A 26,919-nucleotide genomic window follows, 5' to 3' on the forward strand; every position below is an offset into this window, starting at 1 on the left:
CGGGGGCTGTGGCCTGCCGGCCCCGGGCTACGGTGTGCCCGCCCCGGGCTCCGGCGGGGTTTCCGGCCCCTCCGGCGGCTGTTTGGGCGGCCGCCCCCGGCGGGCGATCGGACGCGCCGCCCCCGGCAGTCGGCCCGCCTCCGCGAGCGCCCGCCGCAGCAGGAACTCGATCTGCGCGTTGGCGCTGCGCAGTTCGTCGGAGGCCCAGCGGGCGAGCGCGTCGTGCACCGCGGGGTCCAGCCGCAGCAGCATCTGCTTGCGCTGCCGCGACCGGGACGCCGGTGTCCGCCGGGGAGGCGTCTGGTCGGTCACTGGTAGAGGGAGCCCGTGTTGAGGACCGGCTGGGCCGCGCGGTCACCGCACAGCACCACCATCAGATTGCTGACCATGGCCGCCTTCCGCTCGGAGTCCAGCTCCACGATGTCCTGCTCGGCGATCCGGGCCAGGGCCATCTCGACCATGCCCACCGCGCCCTCCACGATCTGCTGGCGGGCCGCGACGACCGCGCCGGCCTGCTGGCGCTGGAGCATGGCGGAGGCGATCTCGGGGGCGTACGCGAGGTGGCTGAAGCGCGACTCAATGATCAGGACGCCCGCGGCCTTCACCCGGGCGGTCAGCTCGACGGCCAGCTTCTCGGTGATCTCCTCCGCGTTGCCCCGCAGCGAGAGGCCGTCCTCCTCGTGGGCGTCGTACGGGTACTCGATGGCGATGTGCCGCACGGCCGCCTCGGTCTGGGTGGCGACGAACTCCAGGAAGTCGTCGACCTCGAAGAGCGCCTGGGCGGTGTCCTCGACCTTCCACACGACGATCGCGGCCAGCTCGATCGGGTTGCCGTAGGCGTCGTTGACCTTGAGGACGGCGGTCTCGTGGTTGCGGACGCGGGTGGAGATCTTGCGGCTGGAGGTCAGCGGGTTGATCCAGCGGAGCCCGTCGGCGCGGATGGTGCCGACGTACCGGCCGAAGAGCTGGATCACCCGGGCCTCGCCCGGAGCGACCATCTTCACACCGCTCATGCAGAAGAACGAGGTGATCACCAGGAGCACCCCGAGGATGAAGAGCGGGACGCCGACCGCGTTGTTCCCGCCGGCCCCGATCACCCCGCCGACGATGGCGAGGCCGACTCCCGCGAACACCCCGACGACGGTCAGGAGCAGACCGACGCCACCCGGAATGGAGTGCGCGGTGACCTCCCTGACCTGGGGCGCGGGCATGTCGGGGGCGTCGATCGCGAGATCGTCGGCCGGTGCGCCCGGACGGTGGTCGTCGTGCTGTGCGGTCATGGGATCCCCCGTTCGGCGCGGTCTCGTGCCGCGCTATCAATGTGATTACACATTAATGGTTCTCGCAACCTTGTCCACCTCTGGGGAGTCGGTTCCTAGGGAACGGGTGCTGATTCTCACGTCCGTAAAAGACCAGATCGCTTGTCTTTTGTCCCCGTCGGCGGTGTTAGCTGGCAGGTCTGAGCGAACTGAGGAAACCGAGCGAGCCGGTCGAGCAGAGAAGCGGGAGCAACACACCAATGGGTCGAGCGGATGCGCGACGAGCCCAGGCGCGGGAGACGCGCCGGGCCCCGAAGAGCGGCGGCATACGCAGACTCTTCACGTGGAAGAAGCTGCTGGGCGCGTTCTTCGGGATCGTCCTGCTGGGCATGGGAGCCTTCGGGGCGCTCTACGTCTACGTCGACATCCCCGCCGCCAACGCCACGGCGGAGCGGCAGAGCAACATCTACCAGTACAGCGACGGCACGGTCCTCGCCCGGACCGGCAAGGGCGTCAACCGCCAGATCGTCGACCTGGACGAGGTGCCCAAGAAGGTCCAGCACGCCTTCGTCGCCGCCGAGAACAAGACGTTCTACGACGACGAGGGCGTCGATCTCAAGGGCACCACGCGCGCCCTCCTCAACACCGTCAGCGGCAAGGGCAAGCAGGGTGGCTCGACCATCACCCAGCAGTACGTCAAGAACTTCTACCTGACGCAGGACCCCACCGTGAGCCGCAAGCTCAAGGAACTGGTGATCTCGCTCAAGATCGACCAGGAGAAGTCCAAGGACGAGATCCTCGCCGGGTACATCAACACCGCTTACTACGGGCGCGGTGCCAGCGGCATCCAGGCCGCCGCCCAGGCGTACTACGGCGTCGACGCCAAGGACCTGGACGCCTCCCAGGGCGCCTACCTCGCCTCCGTCCTCCAGGCCCCCAGCCAGTACGACTGGAACTCCGCCACCGACACCGGCAAGAAGCTGGTCAAGGAGCGCTGGGCCTACACCCTGCGCAACATGGTCGAGATGAAGTGGCTGACCGAGTCCGAGAGGGCCGGCCTGGAGTTCCCCGTACCCCAGAAGCCGAAGCCCGCCCAGGGCATGGAAGGGCAGGCCGGCTACCTCGTCGAGGCCGCCAACAAGGAGCTGGAGAAGCAGGGCGTCTCCGCCGAGGACCGCGACGCCGGCGGCTGGACCTTCACCCTCACCGTCGACAAGAAGCGCCAGGAGGCGCTGGAGAAGGCGGTGGACGACCAGCTGGAGTCCAAGCTCGACCGCGAGGGCAGCAAGATCGACGCCACCGTCCAGGCCGGCGCCACCTCCGTCGACCCGAAGACCGGCAAGGTCGTCGCCCTGTACGGCGGCGAGGACTACATCAAGCACTACATCAGCAACGCCACCCGCCAGGACTACCAGCCCGCCTCCACCTTCAAGCCGCTGGTGCTCGCCTCCGCCCTGGAGAACGAGTCGAAGACGCAGGACGGCAGCCTGATCGGGCTCAACACGATGTACGACGGCACCAGCAAGCGGCCCGTCGTCGGCAGCGACACCCCGTTCGCCCCGCAGAACCAGGACGACCGCAGTTACGGTCCGGTCTCCGTCCAGAAGGCCTTGAACAGCTCGGTCAACTCCGTCTTCGCGCAGATGATCGTCGACGTGACGCCCGCCGCCGTGAAGGAGACCGCGCTCGCCCTCGGCGTACCGGACAAGAACTTCCCCGAGCGCCCCGCCGTCACCCTCGGCACCATGAACGCCTCGACCTGGGACATGGCCGGCGTGTACGCCACGCTCGACAACCACGGCCGGAAGGTCACCCCGCACATCCTCCAGTCCGCCGAGCACCGCGACCGCACGGTGAACGCCGAGAAGCCCAAGCGGGAGCAGGCCATCAGCCGCGCCTCGGCCGACACCGTGACCAAGGGGCTCACCGGGGTCGTCGACGCCGGTTCCGGGGGCGCGGCCAACAGCCCCGCCTACGACGCGGCGGCCAAGACCGGCACCTCCGAGGACAACAAGTCGGCCTGGTTCGCCGGGTACACCCCGGAACTGACCACGGTCGTGGCCCTCTTCGGCGAGGGCGACGGCGGCCGCAAGCAGGTCTCCCTGACCGGTACGGCCAACTCGGGCCGCGCCAGCGGCAGCGGCTTCCCGGCCAGGATCTGGGCCGACTACACCCTCGGCGCCCTCGACGGCGGGTCCGGCAAGACGTTCGACCTCCAGGACGTGGAGGTCGGCGAGGTGCCCGCCCCGCCGACGCCGTCCGACACCCCCTCCGAGGACCCCACCCCGTCCGAGGACCCGACCCCGTCGGACACGCCCTCCAAGGAGACGCCCAGCGGGACGCCCAGCGACACCCCGTCGTCGTCCACGCCGCCGCCTTCGCCCAGCACCACGCCCAGCACCACGCCCCCCACGAGCCCGGAGGTGCCGCCCCAGCCCGGGGAGGACGACGGCCGGCCGGGCGAACGGCCGGGCGGCAACGGACTGCTCGGAGAGTGAGAGTGGGCCACTGACGGCATGACGTCATGCGTGTGGGGCGGGCCTCCGGGCCCGCCCCACACGCATGACGTCGGCCGACTCGCGGCTACTGGCCCCGGGTCGCCATCTCGAACCAGACGACCTTGCCCGTCGAAAGACGCGTCGCTCCCCACCGCCGGGCCAGCCGGTTGACCAGGAACAGCCCGCGCCCGCCCTCGTCCGTCTCCCGCGCCCGGCGCTGCCGCGGCAGCTGCGGGGAGTCGTCGCCGACCTCGCAGCGCAGGACATCGGTCCGCAGCAGCCGCAGCGTCACCGGACGCTCCGCATAGCGCACCGCGTTGGTGACGACCTCGCTGACCAGCAGCTCCGCCTCGTCGGCCAGCTCGTCCAGACCCCAGCGGCTCAGCGCCCGCCGGGCCAGTCGACGGGCCCGACCCGGAGCCGCGTCCTCCGGCTCCAGGTACCAGTACGCCACGTCGCTCGGCGCGATCCCGTCGAAGCGGGCGGCGAGGAGCGCGATGTCGTCGTCCCGGTCACCCGGGCCGAGCATGTCCAGCACGTCGTCGCAGAGGGCCTCCAGCGGCGGCGAGTGGTCCGGGCCGGTGAGCTGCGCGGTCGCCGCGAGGCGCTCCCGCAGCTGCTCGATGCCCGTCCACACGTCCCGCAGCCGCGACTCCACCAGACCGTCGGTGTAGAGGAGCAGCGTGGCGCCGGCCGGGGCGTCCAGCTCGACGGCCTCGAAGTCGACGCCGCCCACCCCGATCGGGGCGCCCGGCGGCACCACCAGCACCTCGGCCCGCCCGCCCAGGTGCAGCAGCACGGGCGGCGGGTGTCCGGCGTTGGCGATGGTGATCCGGTGCGCGACCGGATCGTAGACCGCGTACAGGCAGGTCGCCATCCGGTCGCTGCCCAGGCGCTGCGCCTGCTCGTCCAGGTGGTGCAGGACCTCCTGCGGCGGCAGGTCGAGCTGCGCCAGGGTCTGCGCCGTCGTCCGGAGCTGGCCCATGATCGCCGCCGACGTCATGGAGTGGCCCATCACGTCGCCGACGACCAGCGCGACCCGGCTGCCGGGCAGCGGGATCGCGTCGTACCAGTCGCCGCCGACCCGGGCCGTCTCGGCCGCCGGGAGGTAGCGCGAGGCGAGCCGGACGCCGGTGGGCTGGGGCAGCGAGTCGGGCAGCATCGTGCGCTGCAGCTCGTCGGCGATGTAGGCCTCCCGCCCGTACAGCACGGCCTTGTCGATGCCGAGCGCGGTGTGCGTCGCCAACTGTGCGGCGACCAGCAGATCGCTGGCCTCGAAGGGGGTGCGCTCGGTGCCGCGCACGAACACCGCGGCCCCGATGACCCGGCGCCGGCCGCGCAACGGGGCGAGGATCGCCCGGTGCCCGGTCGGGACGGACCGGCCGGGGCCGAGCAGCTCCGGCAGGGCCGCCCGGGCCGCCGCGGAGTCGCCGAAGACCGGCCGCACCCCGCGCAGCACCTCGGCCAGCGCACCGCCCGCCCGCACCTCGCACAGCTCGGCGGCGGGCATCAGGTCGGCCTGCGGGTCGAGGATCAGCGGGCGCAGCCGCTCGGTCTCGGAGCCGGACGCCTCGCCGCCCTCCTCGCCGCTGACGCGCAGCCGGTCGCTGCGGCGCAGCCGCAGGACGAAGGGGCTCACCGGGCGCTCGTCGCCCACAGGGAGCGGGTCGCGCAGATAGACCAGGATCGCGTCGGAGAACGTCGGCACGCTGGCCCTGCACAGCCCGAGGACGATCTCGTCCAGGTCTATGCCCCGGGCGATCCGCCGGGTCGCCGCGCCGACGAAGCGCAGCCGGTCGCCCTCGCGGCGGGTGGCCGCCTGCGCCTCGGAGACGGCGGCCGCTCCTGGTCCCGTGTTCGGCGCGGCGGCCGGAGCCGGGACCGCGGCGGCGGCGGCCGCCGCCGCGGCGTCCTGCTGCCGGGGCCGGGTGCGCTCCTGCTGCCGGGCCGCCAGGGGCTGCCGGCCTTCGTGGGAGGTGGGATGCTCCGTCACGCGTGGGATTCCGTCCGTCCGGGCCGGTTGTATGAGGCAGTCACCTCGTGGGGCGCTACTGTGCCCCGGCAAGCGCGGGAAGAACAACGGCTGTCACCGGATGCCCCCGATGAAGGGGCCGAAACCGAACGCCCCGGAGATGGCCGACGGGCGGCCCCTCCGGCGGCGGACGCGGCGAGAGGGCAGCGGACAGCGTGCACGTCTCCACCCCCTCGTAGTGGCTCCCGCGACCGAGCGGAACGTCCGGGTCCGTGGCCCGTCCCTCCGCACGACCGGTGTGGTGACTTGTGGTCAGTTCCGGTGTGGTGCCCGCTGGTTGCGGCGATCATCCCTCCGCGCGCCCGGACCTGCCGACCGGACCGCCCGAAGGGTCTCTCCAGGGTCTCACGACGGCATACGGGCAGGGGTGCGGTCCCAGTCATCCGGCAGCGGCGGCACCCGCCACCGCGGATCGGGCCGCCAGTGCTCCCAGCCGTCCCGGAACGGCGCCCCACCCCGTGATCACCTCGACCGCCGCGCGGCCCGCCTCCCGGACCCGGGCCGCGGTCTCCGGGTCCATCAGACCGACGTGCTGGGCCTGGGCGAACTCGTCCTCGTCGAGCCATTTCCAGCTCCGGTCGGGGTTCACGGAGATGTCGAGAAAGTGATCCTCGGAATCCACCCCTCCGGACCACCGGGTCCGGGGCTCCTCCAGATTCACGTACCAGTTGCGGAATATCCAGCCCCGGTCCCAGAACAGCCACACCGACCACGGGTCCCCGGGCCTGGCCAGCTTCAGCACCCCGGAGCCGAACCAGGTCGAGCGGGCCGTGGTGCGCGGCGCGGTGTAGCGGGTGGCCAGCGGCTCGGCGTGCACCTGGGTGCCGTCCAGCAGCACCGGCCGCACGCACTCGGTGCCGGGCGCCATCCAGACGGCGAGCAGCTCGTCGGTGTCCTGGACGACGGTCACCGGACGGCAGATGTGCACGGGCGGGACGCCGGCCGTCCGGTGGGCCCGGCCGTTGTCGCGGTAGCGCCAGAGGATCTGGTCCCCCGGCGCCCAGCGTGCGCACTCTCCCGTACCTGTCATGGAGGGATCTTACGGAGCGCTTCCACCGGCCCGCTGCGACTCAGGTCACCCGGCCCCGATCCGCCGGACCCCTCAGGCGCCACGGACCCCTGGGGCACCAGGTCTCGCGACTCCTCGGGCGTCACGGTCACCCCGGGCGCCACGGTCACCCCAGGCGTCTCGCGGCCGCCCCGGGCGTCACGGTCACACCAGGCGTCTCACGGTCACCCCAGGCGTCTCGCGGTCGCCCCGGGCGTCACGGCGGCCCCAGAGGCCGCCGGGCGCCCTCATCCGTCACCGGGCTGCTCCGCGCCCGCCGTTCACGGGCGCGTCATCCGCAGCACGTCCAGCGCCTCGTCGAGCTGCTCCATCGTCAGGTCGCCGCGCTCGACGTGGCCCGAGGCCAGGACCGTCTCGCGGATCGTCGTCCCGTCCTCGAGGGACTTCTTGGCGACCTTCGCCGCCTCCTCGTAGCCGATGTACTTGTTCAGCGGGGTCACCACGGACGGCGAGGACTCGGCGTAGGCGCGGGCCCGCTCCACGTCGGCGGTGATGCCGTCGACCGTACGGTCCGCGAGCAGCCGGGAGGCGCCTGCCAGCAGCCGTACGGACTCCAGCAGGTTCTTCGCGATGACCGGGAGCATCACGTTCAGCTCGAAGTTGCCCGCCGCGCCGGCCACGGCGACCGTCGCGTCGTTGCCTGTGACCTGGGCGGCGACCATCAGGACCGCCTCGGGGATCACCGGGTTGACCTTGCCCGGCATGATCGAGGAGCCGGGCTGGAGGTCGGGCAGCGCGATCTCGGCGAGGCCGGTGCGCGGCCCCGACGCCATCCACCGCAGATCGTTGCAGATCTTGGTCAGGGACACGGCGATGGTCCGCAGCTGGCCGGAGGTCTCCACGAGCCCGTCCCGCGCGCCCTGCGCCTCGAAGTGGTCGCGGGCCTCGGTGAGCGGCAGCCCCGTGGCGTCCGCGACCTCCGCGATCACGGCGGCGGAGAAGCCGGGCGGGGTGTTGATGCCGGTGCCCACCGCCGTACCGCCCAGGGGCAGTTCGGCGAGCCGGGGGAGGGAGGCGCGCAGCCGCTCCACGCCGTAGCGGATCTGGGCCGCGTAGCCGCCGAACTCCTGGCCGAGGGTGACCGGGGTGGCGTCCATCAGATGCGTACGGCCGGACTTCACGACCTCCGCGAATTCGGCCGATTTCCGCCCCAGGGATTCCGCCAGGTGGTCCAGGGCGGGGATCAGGTCGGCGGTGACGGCGGCGGTGGCGGCGATGTGGATGGAGGACGGGAAGACGTCGTTGGACGACTGGGAGGCGTTCACATGGTCGTTGGGGTGGACCTCGCGGCCGAGGCGCTCGGCGGCGAGGGTAGCGATCACCTCGTTGGTGTTCATGTTCGACGAGGTGCCCGAACCCGTCTGGAACACGTCGACCGGGAAGTGCTCGTCCCAGCGGCCCGAGGCGACCTCCGCGGCGGCCTCCTGGATGGCGGCGGAGATGTCCGGATCCAGTACCTTCAGCTCGGCGTTGACCTTGGCCGCCGCGCCCTTGATCCGGGCCAGCGCCTCGATGTGCGCCCGCTCGAGACGCTGCCCCGAGATGGGGAAGTTCTCCACTGCCCGCTGGGTCTGGGCGCGCCACTTGGCGTCCGCGGGAACCTTCACCTCGCCCATCGAGTCGTGCTCGATCCGGAACCCGTTGTCACGGGGCGTGTCACCTGACGTGTCGACCATGGTGTTCAAACCTCCTGAAAAAGATGAGCATTTCTCTTGTTCCATGTATTCCCAAGTCGCCTACCGACCGGTAAATACCGGGGGTAACCACTACCGGGAGGCGCAATGAGGCGCACCAGCACCAGACTTCGACGGCTCGGAAGCCTTCGCCGGCTCCGCGTCACGGTCGCGGCCGCCGTCGCTCTCACGACCGCCGTCGGCGGTATGGCCGCCGCCGGACCCGCGGGCGCGACGGAGTCGGGTACCAGCTCTATCGCATCCACCCCTCTCCCGCCCGCGCTGGAAGCCGTCCGGGCCGCCGAGGCCACCCAGCTGTACGGGAGCCCCGCCGAGCGGCCGCTCGGCGACCGCAAGACCGGGCTGATCTCGCTCGGCGACAGCGAGATCTCCGGCGAGGGCGTCGGCGCCTACGACCCCGGCACCAACGGGCCGGACAACTGGTGCCACCGCTCACCGGACGCCGCCATCCACCGCACGGGCATCGCGGCGGACGTCACGTACAACGTCTCGTGTTCCGGCGCCTACACCGGAAACATCAAAATCGGCGGAAACAAGCAGTACGCCGACGAACTCGTGCAGAGCGACAGCCTCGCGATCAAGGCCCGCAACACCCGGATCAAGATGATCGTCCTGGTCGCCGGGGCCAACGACGACCTCCAGTTCGGCCCGGTCATGACCGACTGCGTGGTCCGCTACATCAGCCTCCAGGGCCCCTGCGAGCCGAAGTACGCGGGCGGCTGGCAGGCCCGCGTCGACGCCCTGGTCCCCAAGGTCGAGCAGACCGTCCGCGACCTGCGCACCGTCATGACGGACGCCGGGTACGCGGACAACGACTACAAGCTCGTCCTGATGGGCTATCCGAGCCCGATCGGCCCGGACTTCCGCGACAACCCGAAGTTCCCCGGCAAGCTCGTCTGCGGCGGACTCGGCTACGACTCCGACACCGCCTGGGGCCGCGACACCGCCGTGCCCGCCTTCCAGGTCGGCATGCGCAAGGCCGCCGCCGCGACCGGAGCCACCTACCTCGACAACTCGCGGCTCTTCCACGGCCACGAGGTCTGCACCGAGAACACCTGGGCGCGCGGCCTCTTCATCGACGTGACCAAGCCGGGCCTGCCCGACGAGAACTCCGTCCGGCAGTCCTTCCACCCCAACGCGGCCGGCCACCGGGCCTTCGCCTCCTGCCTCACCCAGCTGTACGACTCCGGGCTGCGCGAGGCCAGCTGCGCCGACCCGGCGAGCACGGGGAACCCGGTCCTGACGGGTGCGGCCTTCGACGACCTGTTCGCCCCCCTGAGGAACGAGGCGACCGGGGCCTGTGTGGACGTGCCCGCCTCGGTCACCCGTAACGGCACGGCGATGGGCGGCTGGGACTGCCACGGCGGGCGCAACCAGAGCTGGTGGTACGACGCCGGTACGCGGACGGCCCGCACCGCGCTCAGCCACGACCGCTGCCTGGACGTGCCGGGCGCCAAGTACACCGCCGGCGCCACGCTCGTCGTGTGGGACTGCTCGGGCGCGGCCAACCAGAAGTTCGTCCGGCAGGCGGGCACCGTCCGCCCGGCCGCCGCGACGAACCTGTGTCTGACGCTGGCGGGGGCCAAGGACCCGCTCAAGCTCCAGACGTGCGACGGCGGCGCGAACCAGCGCTTCGTGTAGCCACCGTGCGCGAGGGGGGCGACCGGCGCGGTGCGGTCGCCCCCCTCGCCATGTCTCTCTCGTCACACCCCTCGTCGTGCCCTCCGGCATGCCCCTCGCCAAGCCCCCTCTCACGCCTCCCGCGCCAGCGCTTCGGACAGCGCTCCCAGCGTCGGCGTCAGATACAGCTGCCGCAGCGGGATGCCGGGCAGCCCGCGCTCCCGGGCGAGCGTGCCGATCCGGATCGCGTACAGCGAATTGCCGCCCAGGTCCCAGAAGTCGTCGTCCGGGCCGATCTCCTCGACGCCGAGGACGTCCCGCCAGATACCGGCGAGGACGCCGGCGGGGGTGGGGGCGGGCTCGCGGGGCGGCGCGGCAGGGGGCCGGCGCACTCCGGGTGCGGGCAGCCGGGCCGGGTCCAGCTTGCCGTTCGCGGTGAGGGGGAGGGCCGGCAGCACGGTCACCGTCGCGGGCACCATGTGCGGGGGAAGCAGCCGGGCCGCCCGCTCCCGTACGGGCCCGGTGTCCTCGCCCGCTCCCGGGGCCGGGACCACGTAGGCGTCGATCCGCACGGCCGCCGCGTCCCCGCCCCCGCCGCCCGTCACGGTGACCGCGGCCGCCGACACCGCCGGGTCCTCCAGCAGAACGTGCCGGATCTCGCCCGGCTCGATCCGGAAGCCCCGCACCTTCACCTGGTCGTCGATCCGGCCCAGGTGCTCCAGCGTCCCGTCGGGCAGCAGCCGCCCCAGGTCGCCGCTGCGGTAGAGCCGCCCGGCCGGGTCCAGGGGGTCCGGGACGAAGCGCTCGGCGGTCAGGGCGGGCCGGCCCAGATAGCCCAGCGCCACGCCCGCCCCGCCCACATGGATCTCCCCGGGCGCACCCGGCGGCACCGGCCACCCGTACGCGTCCAGCACCCGCACCGACCAGCCCGGCAGGGGCCGCCCCACCGACCGGGAACCGGCGAGCGCCTCGCTGCGGGTCACCGTGGCCGCCGTGACATGGACGGTGGTCTCGGTGATCCCGTACATGTTGACCAGCCGGCAGCGGTCCTCCGGGTGCCGGTCGAACCAGCCCAGCAGCGGGCGGGTGTCCAGCGGCTCGCCGCCCAGCACCACCAGCCGCAGGGCGGACAGCTCACCGCCCGTCCGGTCGGCCGCCGCGAGCTGGGTGAACGCCGACGGGGTCTGGCTCAGCACGCTCACCCGTTCCCGGACCAGCAGCGCGTGGAAGTCCTCCGGCGAGCGCGAGGTCCAGTGGTCCACGAGGACCAGCCGGCCGCCCGTCAGCAGCGCCCCCCAGATCTCCCACACCGAGAAGTCGAACGCCGCCGAGTGGAAGCACGTCCAGGTGTCGTCGGGGGAGAGGCCGAAGTCGTCGCGGACGGCGTCGACCAGGGCCGTGACGTTGGCGTGCGGGACGAGGACCCCCTTGGGGCGGCCGGTCGAGCCCGAGGTGTGGATGACGTACGCGGGGCGCCGCCCTCCCGCATTTCCGCGACGGGCCGGGGCGGGTGGCCGGTCAGGGCGGCCGGGTCCTCGACGGTCAGCCGGACCCCGGCGTCCTTCGCGGTGCGCTCCCGCCGGTCCGCCGGATGCTCAGGGTCCAGCGGTACGTAGACCGCGTCCGCCTTCAGGACGCCGAGCATCACCGTCACCAGGTCGGCTCCGCGGGGCAGGCAGAGCCCCACGAGATCGCCCGGGCGGACGCCGTGGGCGTACAGACCGTCGGCGAACCGCTCGGCCCGGCGGTCCAGTTCGGCGTACGAGAGGGTGGTGGGCCCGGCGGTGAGCGCGGGGGCGTCCGGGCGGGCGGCGGCCCGGGCGGCGAAGGCCTCGTCGACGCGGAGGGCGGCCGGGGTCCTTCGTGGTGAGCCGACGGTCAGTTGTGCCGCCGACTCCGCCCTGCTCAGCGGATCCACGAACGAGAGCGGGGTGCTGGGCGAGCCGCCCACCAACTGCGCTCGTACGCGCTCCACTTGGCTCGCCGGTACGGGGAGCGCGTCCGGGCCGGTCGGCAGCGTGGCGGGTCCGTCCCCGTCGCCCGCCACCAGCATCAGCGCGGGGGGACCGTCGCCCCCGTCCGGGGTGGCCGGCTCCGTGGCGAGCAGCTCCGCGACCGTGCGCCCCGGGGACAGGTCCGCCGTGAACACCGCGTACCCGTCGAGCGCCCCCAGCGCGTACGGAGGCCGGTCCCGGGCCGGTACGGGGACGCCGACGCGCACCGAGGTCGCGCCCGTGTACCGCCCGGCGGTGAGCGCGAGCGCGGCGGCGAGGCTCCGGGTCGGTCCGTCGATGCGCAGGTCCGGGGGGAGCGGCCCGTCGTACGGTGCCACGGCGTCCGGGGGCACCTCGCCCAGCAGCACCCGCGCGACGATCCGCAGCGACCGGGCGTCCAGCGCGGCACCGTCGGCGGTCAGGACGAGATCGGCGTGTTGCCCGCCCGCGTACCGCAGCAGCACCGCGCGCAGCCGGCGGCCGGGCGCGACCGGGCGGCGGGCCTCGGCCGCGCGACGCCGGGCGGCGGCGTCGGTCCCGGCCGGGGTGAGGACGGTCGCCTCGACCGGGGTGAGGACGGTCGCCCCGGCCGGGGCGGGCACGGTCTCCGTCCACAGCCGGGGGCGGCGCTCCCCGGGCCACCACAGCTCCGCCGCCGTAGCGAGGGCGGCGGCGAGCGCGGTGTCGGTGACGGCCGGCGGCAGGCGGACCGTCAGGGCGTGATGGGCAGGCGGCACGTGCACAACTCCTCGTCCACGGAGGGGAAACGGAGGGAAACCGGAGAGAAAAGGGAGCGGGAACGGCTGGTACGGCGGTCAGCGGGCGGTGAACCCTCCGTCCACGGTCACGACGCTGCCGGTCACCTGCCGGGACTCGTCCGAGGCCAGCCAGAGCACGGCGTTCGCCACATCGCCCGGCTCCACCAGCGCGTTCATCGGCTGGTCCCGGACGAACGCGGCCCCGTGCTCCGCGACCGGGACCTCCAGCGAGCGGGCGATCTCCGCCAGCATCCGGCCCTCCATCGCCTCGTCGTCCCGCACCGAGCCCGGACACACCGCGTTGACCCGGACCTTCCGGGGCGCGTAGTCCAGGGCCACCGCCTTCGTCAGGCCGACGAGGCCGTGCTTGGCCGCGACGTACCCCGCGAAGTGCCGGTAGCCCACCAGGCCGGCCGTCGAGGCGATGTTGACGATCGAACCGGACCCCTGAGCGACCATCCGGCCGCCGACCGCGCGGATCGCCCGCCACGCACCGCCCAGATCCACATCGATCATCAGCTGCCACTCGGCCTCGGTGATCTCGTGTGCCGGGCGGCCCGAAGGGGCCGCGATGCCCGCGTTGTTGACCAGGACGTCGATCCGCCCGAAGCGCTCCTCGGCCGCCTCCGCCGCGGACTCCAGCGCCGCCAGGTCCCGGACGTCGGCCTGCCGGGTCAGCACGGCGGACCCCGCCTCGCGGCAGAGCCGCCCGGTGTGCGCGAGCTGCGAGGCGGAACCGAGCGGATACGGCACCCCGGGCAGCTCGCCCGCCACGTCCAGCAGCACCAGGTCCGCACCCTCGCGGGCGAACGCCAGCGCACAGGCCCGGCCGAGACCGCGCGCCGCTCCCGTGATCAGCGCCGTCCGCCCGGCGAGCCGGGCCCCGCCCCCGGCCGAGGGCCCCGCACCAGTGCTGTCGGCCGTACTCCCCGTAGCAGCGCCCCGGGTCGCACGCCCGGCACCACCGCTGCCGGCCGCACGATCCGCGCCACCGCTGCCCGCCGCACGCCCCGCACCGCCGCCGGCCGCAAGCGGCCCCGGGCGGCCGATGGCGTCGCCGCCCGTCACCGGCTCCCCGCCGCCCGCACCTCGGCGGCCACCAGCTCCAGCAGCTCGCCCGGCCGCTCGGTGAGGTACATGTGCCCGCCGGCCGGCTCGGCCACCGTCAGCTTCCCCGTCGTCACCCGGCCCCACTCGGCGGCCTCCGCCGCCCCGACCAGGGTGTCCTCCCGCCCCCGGACGGAGATGACCGGGACACGCAACGGGCTTTCCGTGGACGGCACATACGTCTCGTGGAGCCGGACGTCCGCCCGCAGCGTCGGCAGCAGCAGCTCCCGCATCTCCGGGTCGGCCAGCGCCGGGTGGTCGTATCCGGCGAACGCCCGGACCCGGGCGGCGAACTCCTCGTCCGGCAGTCCGTCCGCCCGGTCCGTGCGCGGCGTCCAGGGGCCGGGCGCACCGCTGACCACGAGCGCGGCCAGGCGGATCGGCCCGCCCGACCGCTCGATCCGGTGCGCCAGTTCGTACGCGAGGACCGCGCCCATGCTGTGCCCGAACAGCACGACCGGGCCGCCGCTCCCGTCCTCTTCGCCGAGGGCCGCCGTCACCTGCGCGTACGCGTCGTCGACGGCCGGGGCCGCCGAGGTGTGGGCGGGCTCGGTGAACCGCTTCTCGCGGCCCGGCAGCGACACCGGGAGGATCCGCAGCCCCTCCGGGGCCAGCTTCTGCCAGGGCGTGAAGAAGGAGGGACCCGCCCCGGCGAAGGGCAGGCAGATGAGGACGGTCTCGTCGTCGGCCACGGTCGTTCCTGCTCTCTTTCTCTGCTACCGGAGTTCGGTGCTACCGGAGTCGGTCAGTCCCCGACCATGATCGTGGTGAGGATCGCGGCGAGATAGCCCGGGTCGCGCACCCCGCACAGCTCGCGCGCCGAGTGCATCGACAGGCCGGGCACCCCGACGTCCACCGTGGTGACGCCGAGGCGGGCCGCCGTGAGCGGGCCGATCGACGTACCGCAGGGCATCGCGTTGTTGGAGACGAACGGCTGCCAAGGGGCCCCGGCCCGCTCGGCCGCCGCCGTGAACACCGCGAAACCGGTGGAGTCGGTGGCGTACCGCTGGTTGACGTTCACCTTGACCGTCGGGCCGCCGTTGGGGGCCGGGCGGTGGTCCGGGTCGTGCCGCTCCGCGTAGTTGGGGTGGACCGCGTGCGCCATGTCGGCGGAGACGCAGAACGCGCCCGCCAGCGCCCGCGACCAGTCCTCGTCGCTGCCGCCGCGCGCCGACACGGACCGCGACAGGATCCGCTCCAGCAGCGGGCTCTGCGCACCCGTCTCGGAACCGCTGCCGACCTCCTCGTGGTCGAAGGCGGCCAGCACCGGCACGAAGGAGGGCTGCGTGGCCCCCGTCGCCGCGTCCACCAGGGCGGTCACCCCGGCGTGCACCGAGACCTGGTTGTCCAGCCGGGACGCCACCAGGAACTCCTGGTCCACGCCGAGATATCCGGGCGGCTGCACGTCGTGCAGCATCAGGTCCCAGCCCAGCACGTCCGCCGGGTCCTCCCCGGCGGCCGAAGCGACCCGGCGCAGCAGCTCGCCCTCCCGCGGGTCGCCCAGCGCCCAGATCGGCGCGATGTGCCGCTGCCGGTCCAGGGCCACGCCCTCGTTCACCGAACGGTCCAGGTGAATGGCCAACTGGGGTACCCGCAGCAGGGGTTCGTCGATCTGTACGAGCCGGCTGCGCGGGGCGCCGTCGGGGCCGCGCAGGGCGAGGCGGCCGGAGACGCCCAGGTCCCGGTCGAGCCAGGTGTTCAGCGGGACCCCGCCGTAGATCTCGACCCCGATCTGCCGCCACCCCGAGGACCCGGTGTCCGGTGACGGTTTGATCCGCAGGTTCGGGGAGTCGGTGTGGGTGCCGACGATCCGGAACGGCGTGTGGGCGGGCGCGTCCTCGGGGACGTACCAGGCGATCAGCGCACCGGCGCGGCTGACGAAGCAGCCGCCGGTCGCCCCCGTCCAGTCGTCCGTGCCGCGCAGTTCGCGGAAACCGGCCTTTTCCAGACGCTGGGCCGCACTGGCCACCACGTGGTACGGGGAAGGGCTGGCGGCGATGAAGGAGAGCAGGTCGTCGGTGTGGCTGCGGTGGGGGGCCGGAGTCATACGGCGTCCGCCTTTCCGGTGTTCGGCAATGACTGGGAGGGTGACGGTCCGCCGGGCCGGTCGGGCCCGGCGCTGGCGTCCCCGGCTGAGTCTCCGGAGCCTCGGCCCGGGGGCCCCTGCCGGGGGCGCTCCCCGAGGAGTTCCCGCACCGGCCGGTCGGGCTGGGCACTGAACTCCGCGAGCAGGTCGGTGTACGACGCGAGAAGGTCGTGGGCGGTCGTGTGGTCCCACAGGTCGGTGGAGAATTCCAGGAATGTTCGATAACCCTTCGCGGGGTCCCGGCGCGGCGCAAGTCCGAAGCACAGTTCGGTGCGGGAAAGCGGCGGTGCCAGATCGGCCACCTCGACCCGGAGCCCGGGGATCTCGATGTCCGTGTCGACGGAGTTCTGGAACGCCAGGACGTGCGGAACCCGGTCGGGGACGCTGACAGCGCCAGCGTCCCGCATCGCCTGCATGATGCGCGCGGTGGGCAGCACGTGCGCCATGGCACCGAGCGCGCCCGCGCCCGTACGGACCGCGAGCTCCGCGCAGGTCTCGTCAAGATTGGCTGAATCCAGTCGTACGCGAACCATCACCGCGGTGGACGTCATCGCCACGAGCGACTCCGAAGCGGTGTCCTCACGGTTGGCGTACGGCACGCTCAGCAGGGTGTCCTCCTCTCCCGACAGCCGGGCCAGGAACACCCCGAGGGCCGCCGCCGCGACCGCGAACGGGGTGGTGCGCCGCTCGGCCGCCAGCTTCTCCACCGCCGCCCGCACCTCACCCGTCGCGACCCCGCGCACGGTGTCCCCGTGCCCGCTCAGCTTCCGCGGGCGCGGCCGGTCCGTCGGTACGGGGACGGCGGACGGCACTCCGTCCAGGTAACGGGCGCAGAACGCGGCCCGCTCCGCCTCGGCGCCGGGATCGTGCCGCTCCCGCTGCCACCGGGCGTACCCGGGCGCCTGCATCGCCGGATCGGGCAGGCCGTGCGGGACGCCCGCGGCGGCCGCCGTGTAGAGCGCGGCGATCTCCGTGAGCAGCACGGACAGCGACCAGCCGTCGGCGCAGACGTGGTGCAGGACGAACATCAGCTCCCAGCGGTCCTCCTCGACCCGCAGCAGCCGCGTCCGGGGCTGGAGCGAGCGCCCCAGGTCGAAGGGGGCCGCCGCGTCGGCCCGGCACAGGGCGTCCGCCCGGGGCCGCCGCTCGGCGGCGGGCAGCCCGGTCAGATCCTCCACCGGCAGTGGCACCGGCTCCGCCGCCAGCACCTCCTGCCACCACGGCCCGTCCGGCGCCCCCTCCTGCGCGAACCTGGTCCGCAGCCCGTCGTGCCGGGCGACCAGCTCGGTCACGGCGGACCGCAGGGCCGCCGGGTCCAGCGCCCCGGTGAACGTGATCCGGGTCGGCACGTTCCACACGGCGGGGTCGGGCATGGCGTGGTGCCCGGCGATCATCCGGGCCTGCTGGTCGCTGACGTGGGCGCGGTCGACGACGGTCACGACGTCCGTCCCGGGCCCGCCCGTGTCCGGCCCGTCCGTCCCGGGCCCGTCCGTGTCCGGCCTCTCCGGCTCCGTACCGTCCGTGTTCGGCCCGTCCGTCTCCTGGCCGCCCGCCAGCTGCCCGGTCATGGCCCCCAGGGTGGCGTCGGCGAAGAAGTCCGCCAGCGGGTAGGCGACGCCGAGCGTGTCCCGGACCCGGTTCACCAGGCGGATCGCCGCGATCGAATTGCCGCCCAGGTCGAAGAAGTTGCTGTCGGCGGGGAATCCGCGCAGGCCGAGGACGGACTCCCAGACCTCACGCAGGAGCGCTGCGGTGTCGGACGCCGTCCGGTCGCCCGGCTCCGCCGTGTCCGAACCGGCCCGCGCACCCGCCGTGTCCGAGCCGGCCGTGCCGCCTCCGGCCTGCGTTCCCGCAGTGTCCGCTCCGGCCGCCGTGCTTTCCTCGACCGGGTCCGACATCGCGTCCAACTGCGCTGCCAGCTCGGCGAGATACCCCTCCGCCGTCGCCGCGTCGAACAGATCCGCGTCGTAGCGCAGCCGCAGCCGCAGGCCTCCGCCCCGAACGTGGGTGGCCATCAGGGCCAGCTCCAGGGGTGCCGACTCCGTCCCGGCCGCCACGCCCTCGGCCCGCAGCTCGGGCAGGTCGATTCCGGCCAGCGTCGCCCGGTCCAGATCGACCGAAACGGTCACGAGCGGGCGTGGATTCCCCGGGTCCGGATGGACGTCCGCCAGCAGCGCGTCCAGGTCCACCCCGCTGTGCTCGTCCGCCGCGAACAGCGCCTGCCCGGTGGCCCGTACGGCCTCCGGCCACGGGGTCGCCTCGGTGGCGGACAGCGGCAACGGCAGCAGCGCCACATGGAACCCGACCGTGTCCGCCGTCGCGGGCGACCGCCGCCCGAACGTCGTGCCGAGCAGGAACGCGTCCTGCCCCGACCGCCGCCGCAGCACCAGCTGCCACGCCGTGCAGAGCGTGGCGAAGAGGGTCACGCCCTGCTGCCCGCTCCACTCCCGCAGCCGGTCGGCCCGCTCCCGGGCCACGGTCCGGGCCGCCGCCCCGCCGCGCCCCGCCACCCGGCGACCGCGCGGCCGGTCCGTGGGCAGGACCAGCACCGGCGGCCGGTCGCCCAACAGCTCGCGCCACCAGGCCAGGTCGGCCGCGTCGGCCGGAGGCTCGGGGCGCCGACGGTCGTCCCGGCGGGACGGTCGAAGACCGGCGTCCGTCCGGCGCGGGCCGCCGCGTACAGCTCCTGGAGGTCTCCGGCGATCAGCGCGGCCGAGTGCGCGTCCGTGATGATGTGGTGCGTACCGAGCACCAGGACGTGGTCGTCCTCGGCCAGCCGCAGCAGCCGGGGCGTGAACAGCGGCCCCCCGGCCAGGTCGTAGGCCCGGCCGCTCTCCTCGGCGAGCAGCGCCCCGATCGCCCGCTCGGCGTCCTGCCCCCGGGCGTCGGTCACCGTCAACGGGATGCGGAGCCCGTTCCGCACGACCTGGACGACGCCCGTCTCCTCCTCGGCCCGGAACACCGTGCGGAGCCCCGCGTGCCGCTCGACCAGGCCGTCCACCGCCGCCCGCAGCGCCGCCACGTCCAGCGGACCGCGCAGCCGTACGGCCCCCGTCTCGTTGTACGCCGCCGGGTTCTCCATCAGCTGCGCGGCCAGCCACAGCCGCCGCTGCGCCGAGGTGGCGGGCGCGACCGTGTCCTCGGGCCGGGCGTGGCGCTCCTTCGTCCGGCGGCGCAGCACGTCCAGGCGCTCCAGCCCCGACCGCAGCCGCTCCCGGTCCATCCCGAAGTCGACCAGCGCGGCGATCTCGTCCACCCCGGCCCCGTGCAGCGCGTCGACGAACGGGGCGACGCTCTCGGGCGTGCCGATCAGGGCCCGCCGGTCGCAGTAGCGGTCGTACGCGCGGCGGAACAGATAGTCCAGGTCCTCCTCGCCCGCCGCCGCCACGTCCTCGCGCCGGGACCCCGCGGCGGTGGCTGCCGAGCGCATCAGCAGCGAGGACCGCAGATACCGCACCATCGGCTCCAGCGCCTCGGCCCGGGCCGTGGCGTGGTCGTCGCCGAGATACGTGTGCACCAGCACCGTCACCCGCCCGGCCGCCGGATCGAGCCCGCACTCCGCACGCGTACGCCGGTAGTGCGCGATGTTCGCGGCCAACTCGTCCACGGTCTGGCTCATCAGGTTGGTGACGACGCCGAGGCCGCGCCGGGCCGCCTCCTCGTACGACGCCCGCTGCCCGGATGTGGCCAGGAAGAACGGCGGTTCCTCCTGGACCGGGCGCGGCCGGATCCGGATCTCCGCCTCCGCGCCCTCGCCCGTGCGTCGCCGTACCGCCTCCCCGCGCCACAGCCGGCGCACCTCGTCGAGGTGGTCGAAGGCGATCCGCCGCCGGTCTGTGAACCGGTCCGGGTGCAGGGCGAAGTCGCGGGCGTGCCAGCCGGTGGCGCAGCCGATGCCGACCCGGCCGCCGGAGAGGTTGTCCACCACCGACCACTCCTCGGCGACCCGCACCGGATCGTGCAGCGGCAGCACGACCGAGCCCGCGTTGATCCGGACGTTCCCGGTCTCCCGGGCCACGGCGGCGGCAAGCACGGCGGGGTTCGGGAAGATCCCGCCGAAGGAGTCGAAGTGCCGCTCGGGCAGCCAGACGGAGGAGAAGCCGTGCTCGTCTGCGAAGCGCGCGGTCTCCAGGACGGTGTCGTACGCCTCCGGGACGCCGCTCCCGTCGGCCTTGCCGCTCCCGCCGCTCCCGCCGCTTCCGCCGCTTCCGCCGCTTCCGCCGCTTCCGCCGGCTCCGGCGCTCCCGCCGGTCTCCGGATAGTCGCCGAAGAAGTAGACGCCGAAGTCGGGCGCGGGGCGCTGTACTTCGGCACGCGGCACGGCGGTGGGCCGGGTGGTCCGGGGGAAGAACCCGCCGTCGCGCAGCTCGCGCAGCGATCCCTCCACCGCCTCCGCGACCCGGTCCACGTCCTCCTCGGTGTGGGCGGTGGAGAGGTAGAAGCTGCGCCACTCCCAGACGTAGACGCCGCGCAGTTGGAGGTGGTGGTAGAGCAACTCCATGTCGGCGCGGTGCCGGAAGCGGAACATCGACCCGAAGTGGGTCAGCTCCAGGGGGAATTCCTCGTCGTGGAAGAAGGCGTTGAGCCGGTCCGCGAGCGCCTGGGTGCGGGCGTTCAGGCCGTTCTGGAGGCCGGGTCCCCGCTCGGTGAGGTGGGTGAGCACCGCGCGGGCCGCCGCCATCGACAGCGGGTGCTGCATGTACGTTCCGCCGATGAACGTGGTCTCGCGCGAGGGGCCGCCGGGCTCCCCGTACCGCCAGAACCCGCCGTCCACACCGTCGAGCAGATCCGCCCGCCCCGCCACCGCGCCGATGGGGAAGCCCGCCCCGAGCGCCTTGCCGTACGTGGCGAGGTCCGGCACCACCCCGAAGTGCTCCTGTGCGCCGCGCGGGTGGGGGCGGAGCCCCGTCAGCATCTCGTCGAAGAGCAGCACGATGCCCCGGCGGGCGGTGAGCTCGCGCAGCGAGCGGACGAACTCCACCGGTCGCAGGCCCGGGTTGCGGCACTGCACGGGCTCGACGAGGACGGCCGCGATGGCGTCCCCGAGGGCGTCGATCGTCTCCAGGGACTCCTGGGCCCCGTACTCCAGCACGATCAGCTCCGCGACCGCGCTGGCCGGGATGCCCCGGGATACGGGCACGGCGTGCTGCCCGGGCCCGCCCGGCCGGCCGAGGACGGAGTCGATGTGCCCGTGGTACGAGCCCCGGAACATGACGACCTTGTCGCGCCCGGTGGCGGCGCGGGCCAGCCGGATCGCGGCCGAGTTCGCTTCCGTACCGGACGAGGCGAAGGCGACCCGGTCCAGGCCGGTCAGCGCGGCGAGCAGGGCCGCGGCCTCCCCGGTGTCGGGGGACCGGGGACCGAAGCGCAGCCCGTCCGAGAGGTGGCGGCGCACGGCCTCGGTGACGGGCTCCGCCTCGTGGCCGAGGAGCAGCGCGCCGAACCCCATGGTGATGTCGGTGTAGGTGTTGCCGTCCACGTCGGTGAGCCGGGAGCCGTGCGCCGAGCGGGCCGCGACCGGGTAGAGCATCTCCTTCGTGGCGTCCCGGAACCCCACGACGGCGCGGCTGTCGGCGAGCACCGAACGGTGCCGCTGGGCCAGCTCCTTGGAGGTGCGGGTGCGCTCGGTGAACCGCCGGACCAGGGAGGCGGTGTGGGCCCGCTGGGCCTCGTCGGCCCCCGCCCCGGCCATCCCGCCCGCCGCGTCCACGACGAGCCGCGGGCCGTGAGCGGCCTCCCCGGCGGCGGGTTCCGTGTCCTGCGCCGCGACCTGGCGGCGGGCCTCCGCGAGCCGGGCGGTCAGCGCGCGGGACAGCTCCGCCGCCCGCGCCACGGCCTCGGCGGCCGCGTCGGCGGCCGCGTCGGCGGCGGTGACGGCGGCGGTGACGGTGTCGGTGTCGGCGTCCCTCCCGGTCCCGGTCCCGGCCTCGGCGGATGCGGGTATACCCGCGCTCATCGGCCGTCCGTCCCCGGGGTGCGGGCGGTCAGCAGGGCCACGGCCTCGGAGAGCTGGGTGAGCATCGCGGCCTGGGTCTCGGCCAGTTGGCGCAGCTGCTCGGAGAGGGCGGCGACCTCGGCCCGGGTGGCGTACGCGGGCCCGTCGGCCGCAGGCACGGGCGCGGGCACGGAACCGGGCGTGGGTACGGGCACGGATGCAGGCGTGGGCACGGGCGCGGGCACCGGTGCGGGCGGAGGCTCCGCCGCCGTCGACGGGGGAGTCCGCCGCCCGGCTATCAGCGCTGCCGTCAGCCGGGGTGTGCCCGCCTCCTCCAGAACCTCCCGCATGCTGATCTCCGTGCCGAACTCGGCCTCCAACTGCCGCACCATCCCGATGAGCTGGAGCGAGTCCGCGCCGAGGCCGACGAAGGTGCGGTCGGCGGCGACCTCGTCGGGCCGGTGGCCGAGATGGCGCGCGGTCAGCTCCAGCACCCTGTCCAGTACGGCCTGTTCGGTCATGCGGTCCTCCGTGCAGCGTGGGGATGAGTGAGCGGCCCCGCCGGCCGGCGCGGGCAACTCCGGGAGCGGGGTCGGCGGGCCGGGCGGTACCGGGGGTGCGTACGGGGCCGGGCCCCTCCAGTGTGATCGGCGCTGGAAGGGATACGTGGGCAGCCGCACGCGCCGGCCGCCGCAACGCTCCAACAGCGCCGCCCAGTCCACCCCGGCCCCGCCACAGTGCAGCGCGGCCACCGCCCGCTCCCACCGCCGCGTCGGTACGCAGACCGCGTCCGGCAGCGACCGGCGGACCATCCCCGTCAGCACGGCGGACGGGCCCAGCTCCAGCAGCAGCGGGGACCCGGCCAGCCGGTCCAGGACGGCGGCGAAGTCCGCCGTGCGGCGGGCCTGCGCGACCAGGTACGCGGCGTCCGGCCGCCACCCGGCGGGGCGGACCGTGCCGTCGATGCCGTCGACGAACTCCGTGTGCGACGGCCGGAGTTCCGTCTTGTCGGCCAGCACCCGGAAGTCCTCCAGCGCCGGGTCGAGCAGCGCTGTGTGGAACGCCCGGTCCACCGCCAGCACCTCGTACGCCTCACCCCGCGCGGCCAGCAGCGCCCGTGCCGCGTCCACCGCCTCCGGCGGGCCGCCCAGCACGTGGTGCGCGGCCCCGTTGACCACGGCGAGCTCAAGACCGGGGACGGCGGTCAGCAGCTCCCGCACCCGGGCCCGGGGGACGAACGCGGAGACCATCGCGCCCGGGGCCGCCCGCTCCAGCATCAGCCGCCCGCGCCCGCACACCAGCCGCATCGCGTCCTCGGTCTCCAGCGCCCCGACCACGCACAGCGCCGCGTACGCGCCGACGCTGTGGCCGGCGACCCGGGCCGGGGTGATCCCGAGCCGTTCCCACAGCCGGGCCTGGGCGATCTGGAGGGCGAACAGCGCGGGCTGCGCGAAGGCGGTGTCCCACCGCTCGGGACCCCGTCCGCCGACGACCCGGTCCAGGAAGTCGTCCCGCCCGGTCTCCTCCGCGTACACCCGGGCGCAGGCGTCGAGCACCTCGGCCACGACCGGGAAGCGCGCGGCGAGTTCCGCGCCCATGCCCGGATGCCCGCCGCCCTGGCCGCTGAAGAGGAACACCGGCCGCCGCTCCCGTACGCCGTCGGCCACCCCGGTCGTGTACGCCTCGCCCTCCGGGGCCCCGGACAGGAACGCGTCGAGACCGGTCACCGGGTCCGCACCCGTGACGACCAGCCGGTGCGGCAGATGACGCCGCCCGAGCGCGGTGGTGGTCAGCAGATCGGCGGGGGAGGGGGGCGATCCGCCCGCCAGGCGGTCCCGCAGGGAGACGGCGTACGCCCGCAGCGCGTCCCCGTCGGCGGCCGAGAGCGGCAGCAGCGCGGGCACGGGCACGTCGCCGGAGACCGACGCGGTGCGCGGGGTCTCAGGCGCCTGTTCCAGGATCACATGAGCGTTCGTACCGCCCATGCCGATGGAGTGCACACCGGCTCGCCGCACCCCCGTCAGCGGCCAGGCGCTTTCCCGTACCGGCAGCAGGAACGGGCTGTCGTCCACCGCCAGCGCCGGGTTGGGCCGCGAGAAGTTCACCAGCGGCGGGACCACCCCGTGCCGCAGCACCTCGACTGCCTTGATCAGCCCCGCGAGCCCCGCCGCGCTGTCCAGGTGGCCGATGGCCGGTTTCGTCGAGCCGAGCGCGCAGAAGCCGGTCCGGTCGGTGTGCGCGCGGAACGCCTCGGTCAGGGCCGCGAACTCGATCGGGTCGCCCTTCAGCGTGCCCGTGCCGTGCGCTTCCACGTAGCCGATCGACGCCGCGTCCACGTCCGCCGCGCGCAGCGCCCCGAGCACCGCGTCCCGCTGCCCGGCGACCCCGGGGGCGGCGAACCCGCCTCTCCCCGGGCCGTCGCCGGTCGCCTTGTCCGAGCCGTCGTTGGTGACCGCCGATCCCAGGATCACCGCGTGCACGGTGTCGCCGTCGGCCAGCGCCCGGGCCAGGGGTTTGAGGAGGACGGCGGCGGCCCCGTTCCCCCCCACCGTGCCGTCCGCGTCCGCGTCGAAGGCCCGGACCGTGCCGGTGGGGGAGAGGGTGGAGCCCTTCACCGGGACGTGGCCGGTGACCCCCGGCAGATGCAGGGCGGCGGAGCCCACCAGCATCAGCTCCGCGTCCCCGGCGCGCAGCGCCTGGCAGGCCAGGTGGACCGAGACGAGAGCGCTGGAGCAGGCCGTCGAGACGGTCAGCGCGGGACCGGTCAGACCGAGCCGGAAGGCGGCCCGGGTGGCGGTGAAGTCCGGGTAGTTGCCGACCTGGACCTGCTTGGCGGTCATCCAGTCGCCCGAGCCGGCCTCCGCCGCCAGGTTCTCCGCCAGATAGCTGTGCAGCGAGTACAGGCGGTAGCCGGAGCTGCCGTACACCCCGATCCGCAACGAGCCGCCGTCGCCGCCCGCGTAACCCCCGTCCTCCAGGGCGTGGAAGCAGCACTCCAGGAAGAGCCGCTGCTGCGGATCGGTCAGCTCCGCCTCCCGCCCGCTCATCCCGAAGAACCCGGCGTCGAAGCCGTCCACGTCCGCCAGGAGCGCGCTCGCCCCGCCGAACCCCCCTCGCTCGTACTCCGCCGCCGGAACCCCCGCCGCGGCGAACTCGGCCCGGGTGAAACGGCGTACGTGGCCGGTCCCCGCCCGGATGTCGCGCCAGTACGTCTCCGGGGTGTCAGCCCCCGGAAACCTCAGCGCCGTCCCGATCACCGCGATCCGGTCGTCCCTCAACGGCTTCTTCCTTTCGCAGCCCCGCACGCCCCGCACGCCCCGCCCGTCGTACTCCCGCCACCCTCAGCAGGAACACCCCGGCGACGACGATGGCGGCGCCATGGGACCAGCCCACCACGGCCAGCGGGGAGAACCGGTCGAGGGCCGCCGCCACAAGGATCATGCCGACGCCGAAGCCGAGGTTCTCGAAAGTGGCCGAAAGACCGAAGGCGTGGCCGCGCAAGGTGGCCGGAAGTGTCTGGAGATGCGAGGTGTACGCGACTTCGGTGAGGCCGTCCGCGGCCCCCGCGATCAGCGCGATGACCGCGGTCACGGCCAGCGGGAACCCGGCGAACGCCGCGATGAACGCCGCCGACATCACCACCGTGCCGTAGCCGAATCCGAGCGCCCCCACGGAGCGTCCGGTGCGCTGCGCGTACCGCTGGATCACCTGCTGGGCCCCGATGTTGCCGAGCGCCCACACACACCAGAACGCGCTGACGAACACCGCGGGATTCGACGCGTCGAGCGAGGTGGAGTAGATCGGCAGCGCCGCGTTGTGGGACGACGAACCGAACGCGTCGACCCCCCGCAGGGCCACCATCAGGCCCATCCCCGGGGCTGCGGCGAGCGCGAGGAAGGCCACGGGCCGCCAGCGCCTGCCGCCCTTCGCGGACGCGGCGCCCGAGGCGCCCGAGGTGTCCAGCTCGGCCCCGGAGCCCTTCGCGCCGGTGCCCCCCGCTCCCTTGCCACCCGCTCCCGTGGCGTCCGCTCCCTCGCCGCCCGCTCCCTTGCCTCCGGCGATCGGCAGCAGGGCCACCGTCACCGCGCAGGCCACGAACGTCGCCATGTCGACAACAAAGGCCGCCGTGTACCCCACGAGGGACACCACCACCCCCGCCGAGGCGAATCCCGCCACCATGGCCAGCGAACGCCCGCTGATCGAGAGGGAGTTCGCCCAGGCCCTGCGGTCCTCCCCGACCATCTCCGGGATCGAACTGCGCAACGCCACCATGAACAGCGTCCCGCACGCCCCGATCACCACCGAGACGGCCATCAGCGCCCCGGTCAACAGACCGTCCGGCGCCAGGATGAGCACCAGCATCACGGCGCCCTGTCCGACATTCGCCCACAGCATGATGCTTTTCGCGCTGAAACGGGCGAGCAGACCGCCCACGACCAGACCGGCGACGAATCCGGAGGCGAGCCGCACCGCCATGAACAGCCCCATGGCCAGCGCCCGGCCCGTCGTCTCGTAGACGAAGAGATTCAGCGCCACCATATTCAGGAAAGTGCCGTAGGAGGACACCGCGTAACCGGCGACGAGGAATCGAAAACGCCGCTCGGAGACCGCGGTATCCCGGGCCTCCCGGGACTTCCGGGCACCGCCGTCCGCCTCGTCCGCCTTCGGCCCGTCCGTACTGCCCATTCCAGATGTCACCCGGACATACTCGTCGAGCACGGACGCCGGACGGGGGCCTCACGATTGCACAAAGGTAATCTGCATCCTTGTGAAGGACGATCATTCCCCCTCACCGGTATGTGATTGCCGTGAATCACCCTCGGACCGGTCGATACCGGAACAACCCTGCGAGGCGGCGCTCGCGGCC

Annotated in this window: 12 protein-coding genes and 3 pseudogenes; 2 read left to right on the top strand and 13 right to left on the bottom strand. The window is 73.8% G+C overall.

All coding sequences use genetic code 11. The features are described 5' to 3' along the window. Nucleotides 1-27: 27 nt before the first annotated feature. Both AC3CH1_RS17015 and AC3CH1_RS17020 read right to left on the bottom strand, forming a co-directional pair. Entirely contained in the window at nt 28-312 is a 285-nt protein-coding gene (locus AC3CH1_RS17015; protein WP_488463726.1) for a type II toxin-antitoxin system antitoxin, read from the bottom strand. Beyond that, entirely contained in the window at nt 309-1,280 is a 972-nt protein-coding gene (locus tag AC3CH1_RS17020; RefSeq protein ID WP_488463727.1) for an SPFH domain-containing protein, read from the bottom strand. The genes AC3CH1_RS17015 and AC3CH1_RS17020 overlap by 4 nt, the downstream gene beginning before the upstream one ends. A gap of 239 nt (nt 1,281-1,519) precedes the next feature. On the opposite strand from AC3CH1_RS17020, the gene AC3CH1_RS17025 reads away from it, so the two are divergent. Next, the gene (locus AC3CH1_RS17025; protein WP_488463728.1) at nt 1,520-3,757 is read left to right on the top strand and encodes a transglycosylase domain-containing protein; all 2,238 of its coding nucleotides are present in this window, start codon (nt 1,520-1,522) and stop codon (nt 3,755-3,757) included. A gap of 85 nt (nt 3,758-3,842) precedes the next feature. On the opposite strand, the gene AC3CH1_RS17030 is transcribed toward AC3CH1_RS17025, so the two are convergent. The 3 genes and pseudogenes from AC3CH1_RS17030 to AC3CH1_RS17040 all read right to left on the bottom strand — a co-directional run bounded on the left by AC3CH1_RS17030 (nt 3,843) and on the right by AC3CH1_RS17040 (nt 8,534). Beyond that, nucleotides 3,843-5,750 carry a SpoIIE family protein phosphatase gene (locus AC3CH1_RS17030; protein WP_488463729.1) on the bottom strand — a complete coding sequence of 636 codons (1,908 nt, stop codon included), beginning with the start codon at nt 5,748-5,750 and terminating at the stop codon, nt 3,843-3,845. A 384-nt stretch (nt 5,751-6,134) separates the two neighbouring features. After that, nucleotides 6,135-6,819 (bottom strand): annotated as a pseudogene (gene fomD / locus AC3CH1_RS17035) (cytidylyl-2-hydroxypropylphosphonate hydrolase). A gap of 299 nt (nt 6,820-7,118) precedes the next feature. Further along, a complete protein-coding gene (locus AC3CH1_RS17040; protein ID WP_488463730.1) occupies nt 7,119-8,534 on the bottom strand; it encodes a class II fumarate hydratase in 1,416 nt (471 codons plus the stop codon). 105 nt (nt 8,535-8,639) lie between these two features. Here AC3CH1_RS17040 and AC3CH1_RS17045 point away from each other — a divergent pair, with 105 nt between their 5' ends. After that, nucleotides 8,640-10,193, top strand: a complete 1,554-nt coding sequence (locus tag AC3CH1_RS17045) for a ricin-type beta-trefoil lectin domain protein (protein ID WP_488463731.1) — start codon at nt 8,640-8,642, stop codon at nt 10,191-10,193. Nucleotides 10,194-10,303: 110 nt separating this feature from the next. On the opposite strand, the gene AC3CH1_RS17050 is transcribed toward AC3CH1_RS17045, so the two are convergent. The 8 genes and pseudogenes from AC3CH1_RS17050 to AC3CH1_RS17085 form a co-directional block, all read right to left on the bottom strand. After that, nucleotides 10,304-11,632 carry a non-ribosomal peptide synthetase gene (locus AC3CH1_RS17050; RefSeq protein ID WP_488464421.1) on the bottom strand — a complete coding sequence of 443 codons (1,329 nt, stop codon included), beginning with the start codon at nt 11,630-11,632 and terminating at the stop codon, nt 10,304-10,306. Nucleotides 11,633-11,766: 134 nt separating this feature from the next. Then, nucleotides 11,767-12,225: pseudogene (locus AC3CH1_RS17055) on the bottom strand (AMP-binding protein); the annotation flags it as partial. A 756-nt stretch (nt 12,226-12,981) separates the two neighbouring features. Beyond that, complete coding sequence (locus AC3CH1_RS17060) at nt 12,982-13,782, bottom strand: SDR family oxidoreductase (protein ID WP_488464422.1); 801 nt, start codon at nt 13,780-13,782, stop codon at nt 12,982-12,984. A gap of 206 nt (nt 13,783-13,988) precedes the next feature. Further along, entirely contained in the window at nt 13,989-14,723 is a 735-nt protein-coding gene (locus AC3CH1_RS17065) for a thioesterase II family protein (protein WP_488463732.1), read from the bottom strand. Nucleotides 14,724-14,776: 53 nt separating this feature from the next. Next, entirely contained in the window at nt 14,777-16,078 is a 1,302-nt protein-coding gene (locus tag AC3CH1_RS17070; RefSeq protein WP_488463733.1) for a M18 family aminopeptidase, read from the bottom strand. After that, nucleotides 16,075-22,073: pseudogene (locus tag AC3CH1_RS17075) on the bottom strand (MupA/Atu3671 family FMN-dependent luciferase-like monooxygenase). Before AC3CH1_RS17075 ends, AC3CH1_RS17070 begins: the two are co-directional and overlap by 4 nt. Continuing rightward, on the bottom strand, nt 22,070-25,330 hold the full coding sequence (locus tag AC3CH1_RS17080; RefSeq protein WP_488463734.1) for a type I polyketide synthase: 3,261 nt from the start codon (nt 25,328-25,330) through the stop codon (nt 22,070-22,072). Before AC3CH1_RS17080 ends, AC3CH1_RS17075 begins: the two are co-directional and overlap by 4 nt. Further along, nucleotides 25,275-26,738, bottom strand: a complete 1,464-nt coding sequence (locus AC3CH1_RS17085) for an MFS transporter (RefSeq protein WP_488464423.1) — start codon at nt 26,736-26,738, stop codon at nt 25,275-25,277. Before AC3CH1_RS17085 ends, AC3CH1_RS17080 begins: the two co-directional genes overlap by 56 nt. Between the last annotated feature and the right edge of the window lie 181 nt (nt 26,739-26,919).

This window comes from Streptomyces sp. MGP-P1 (genome assembly GCF_057766565.1).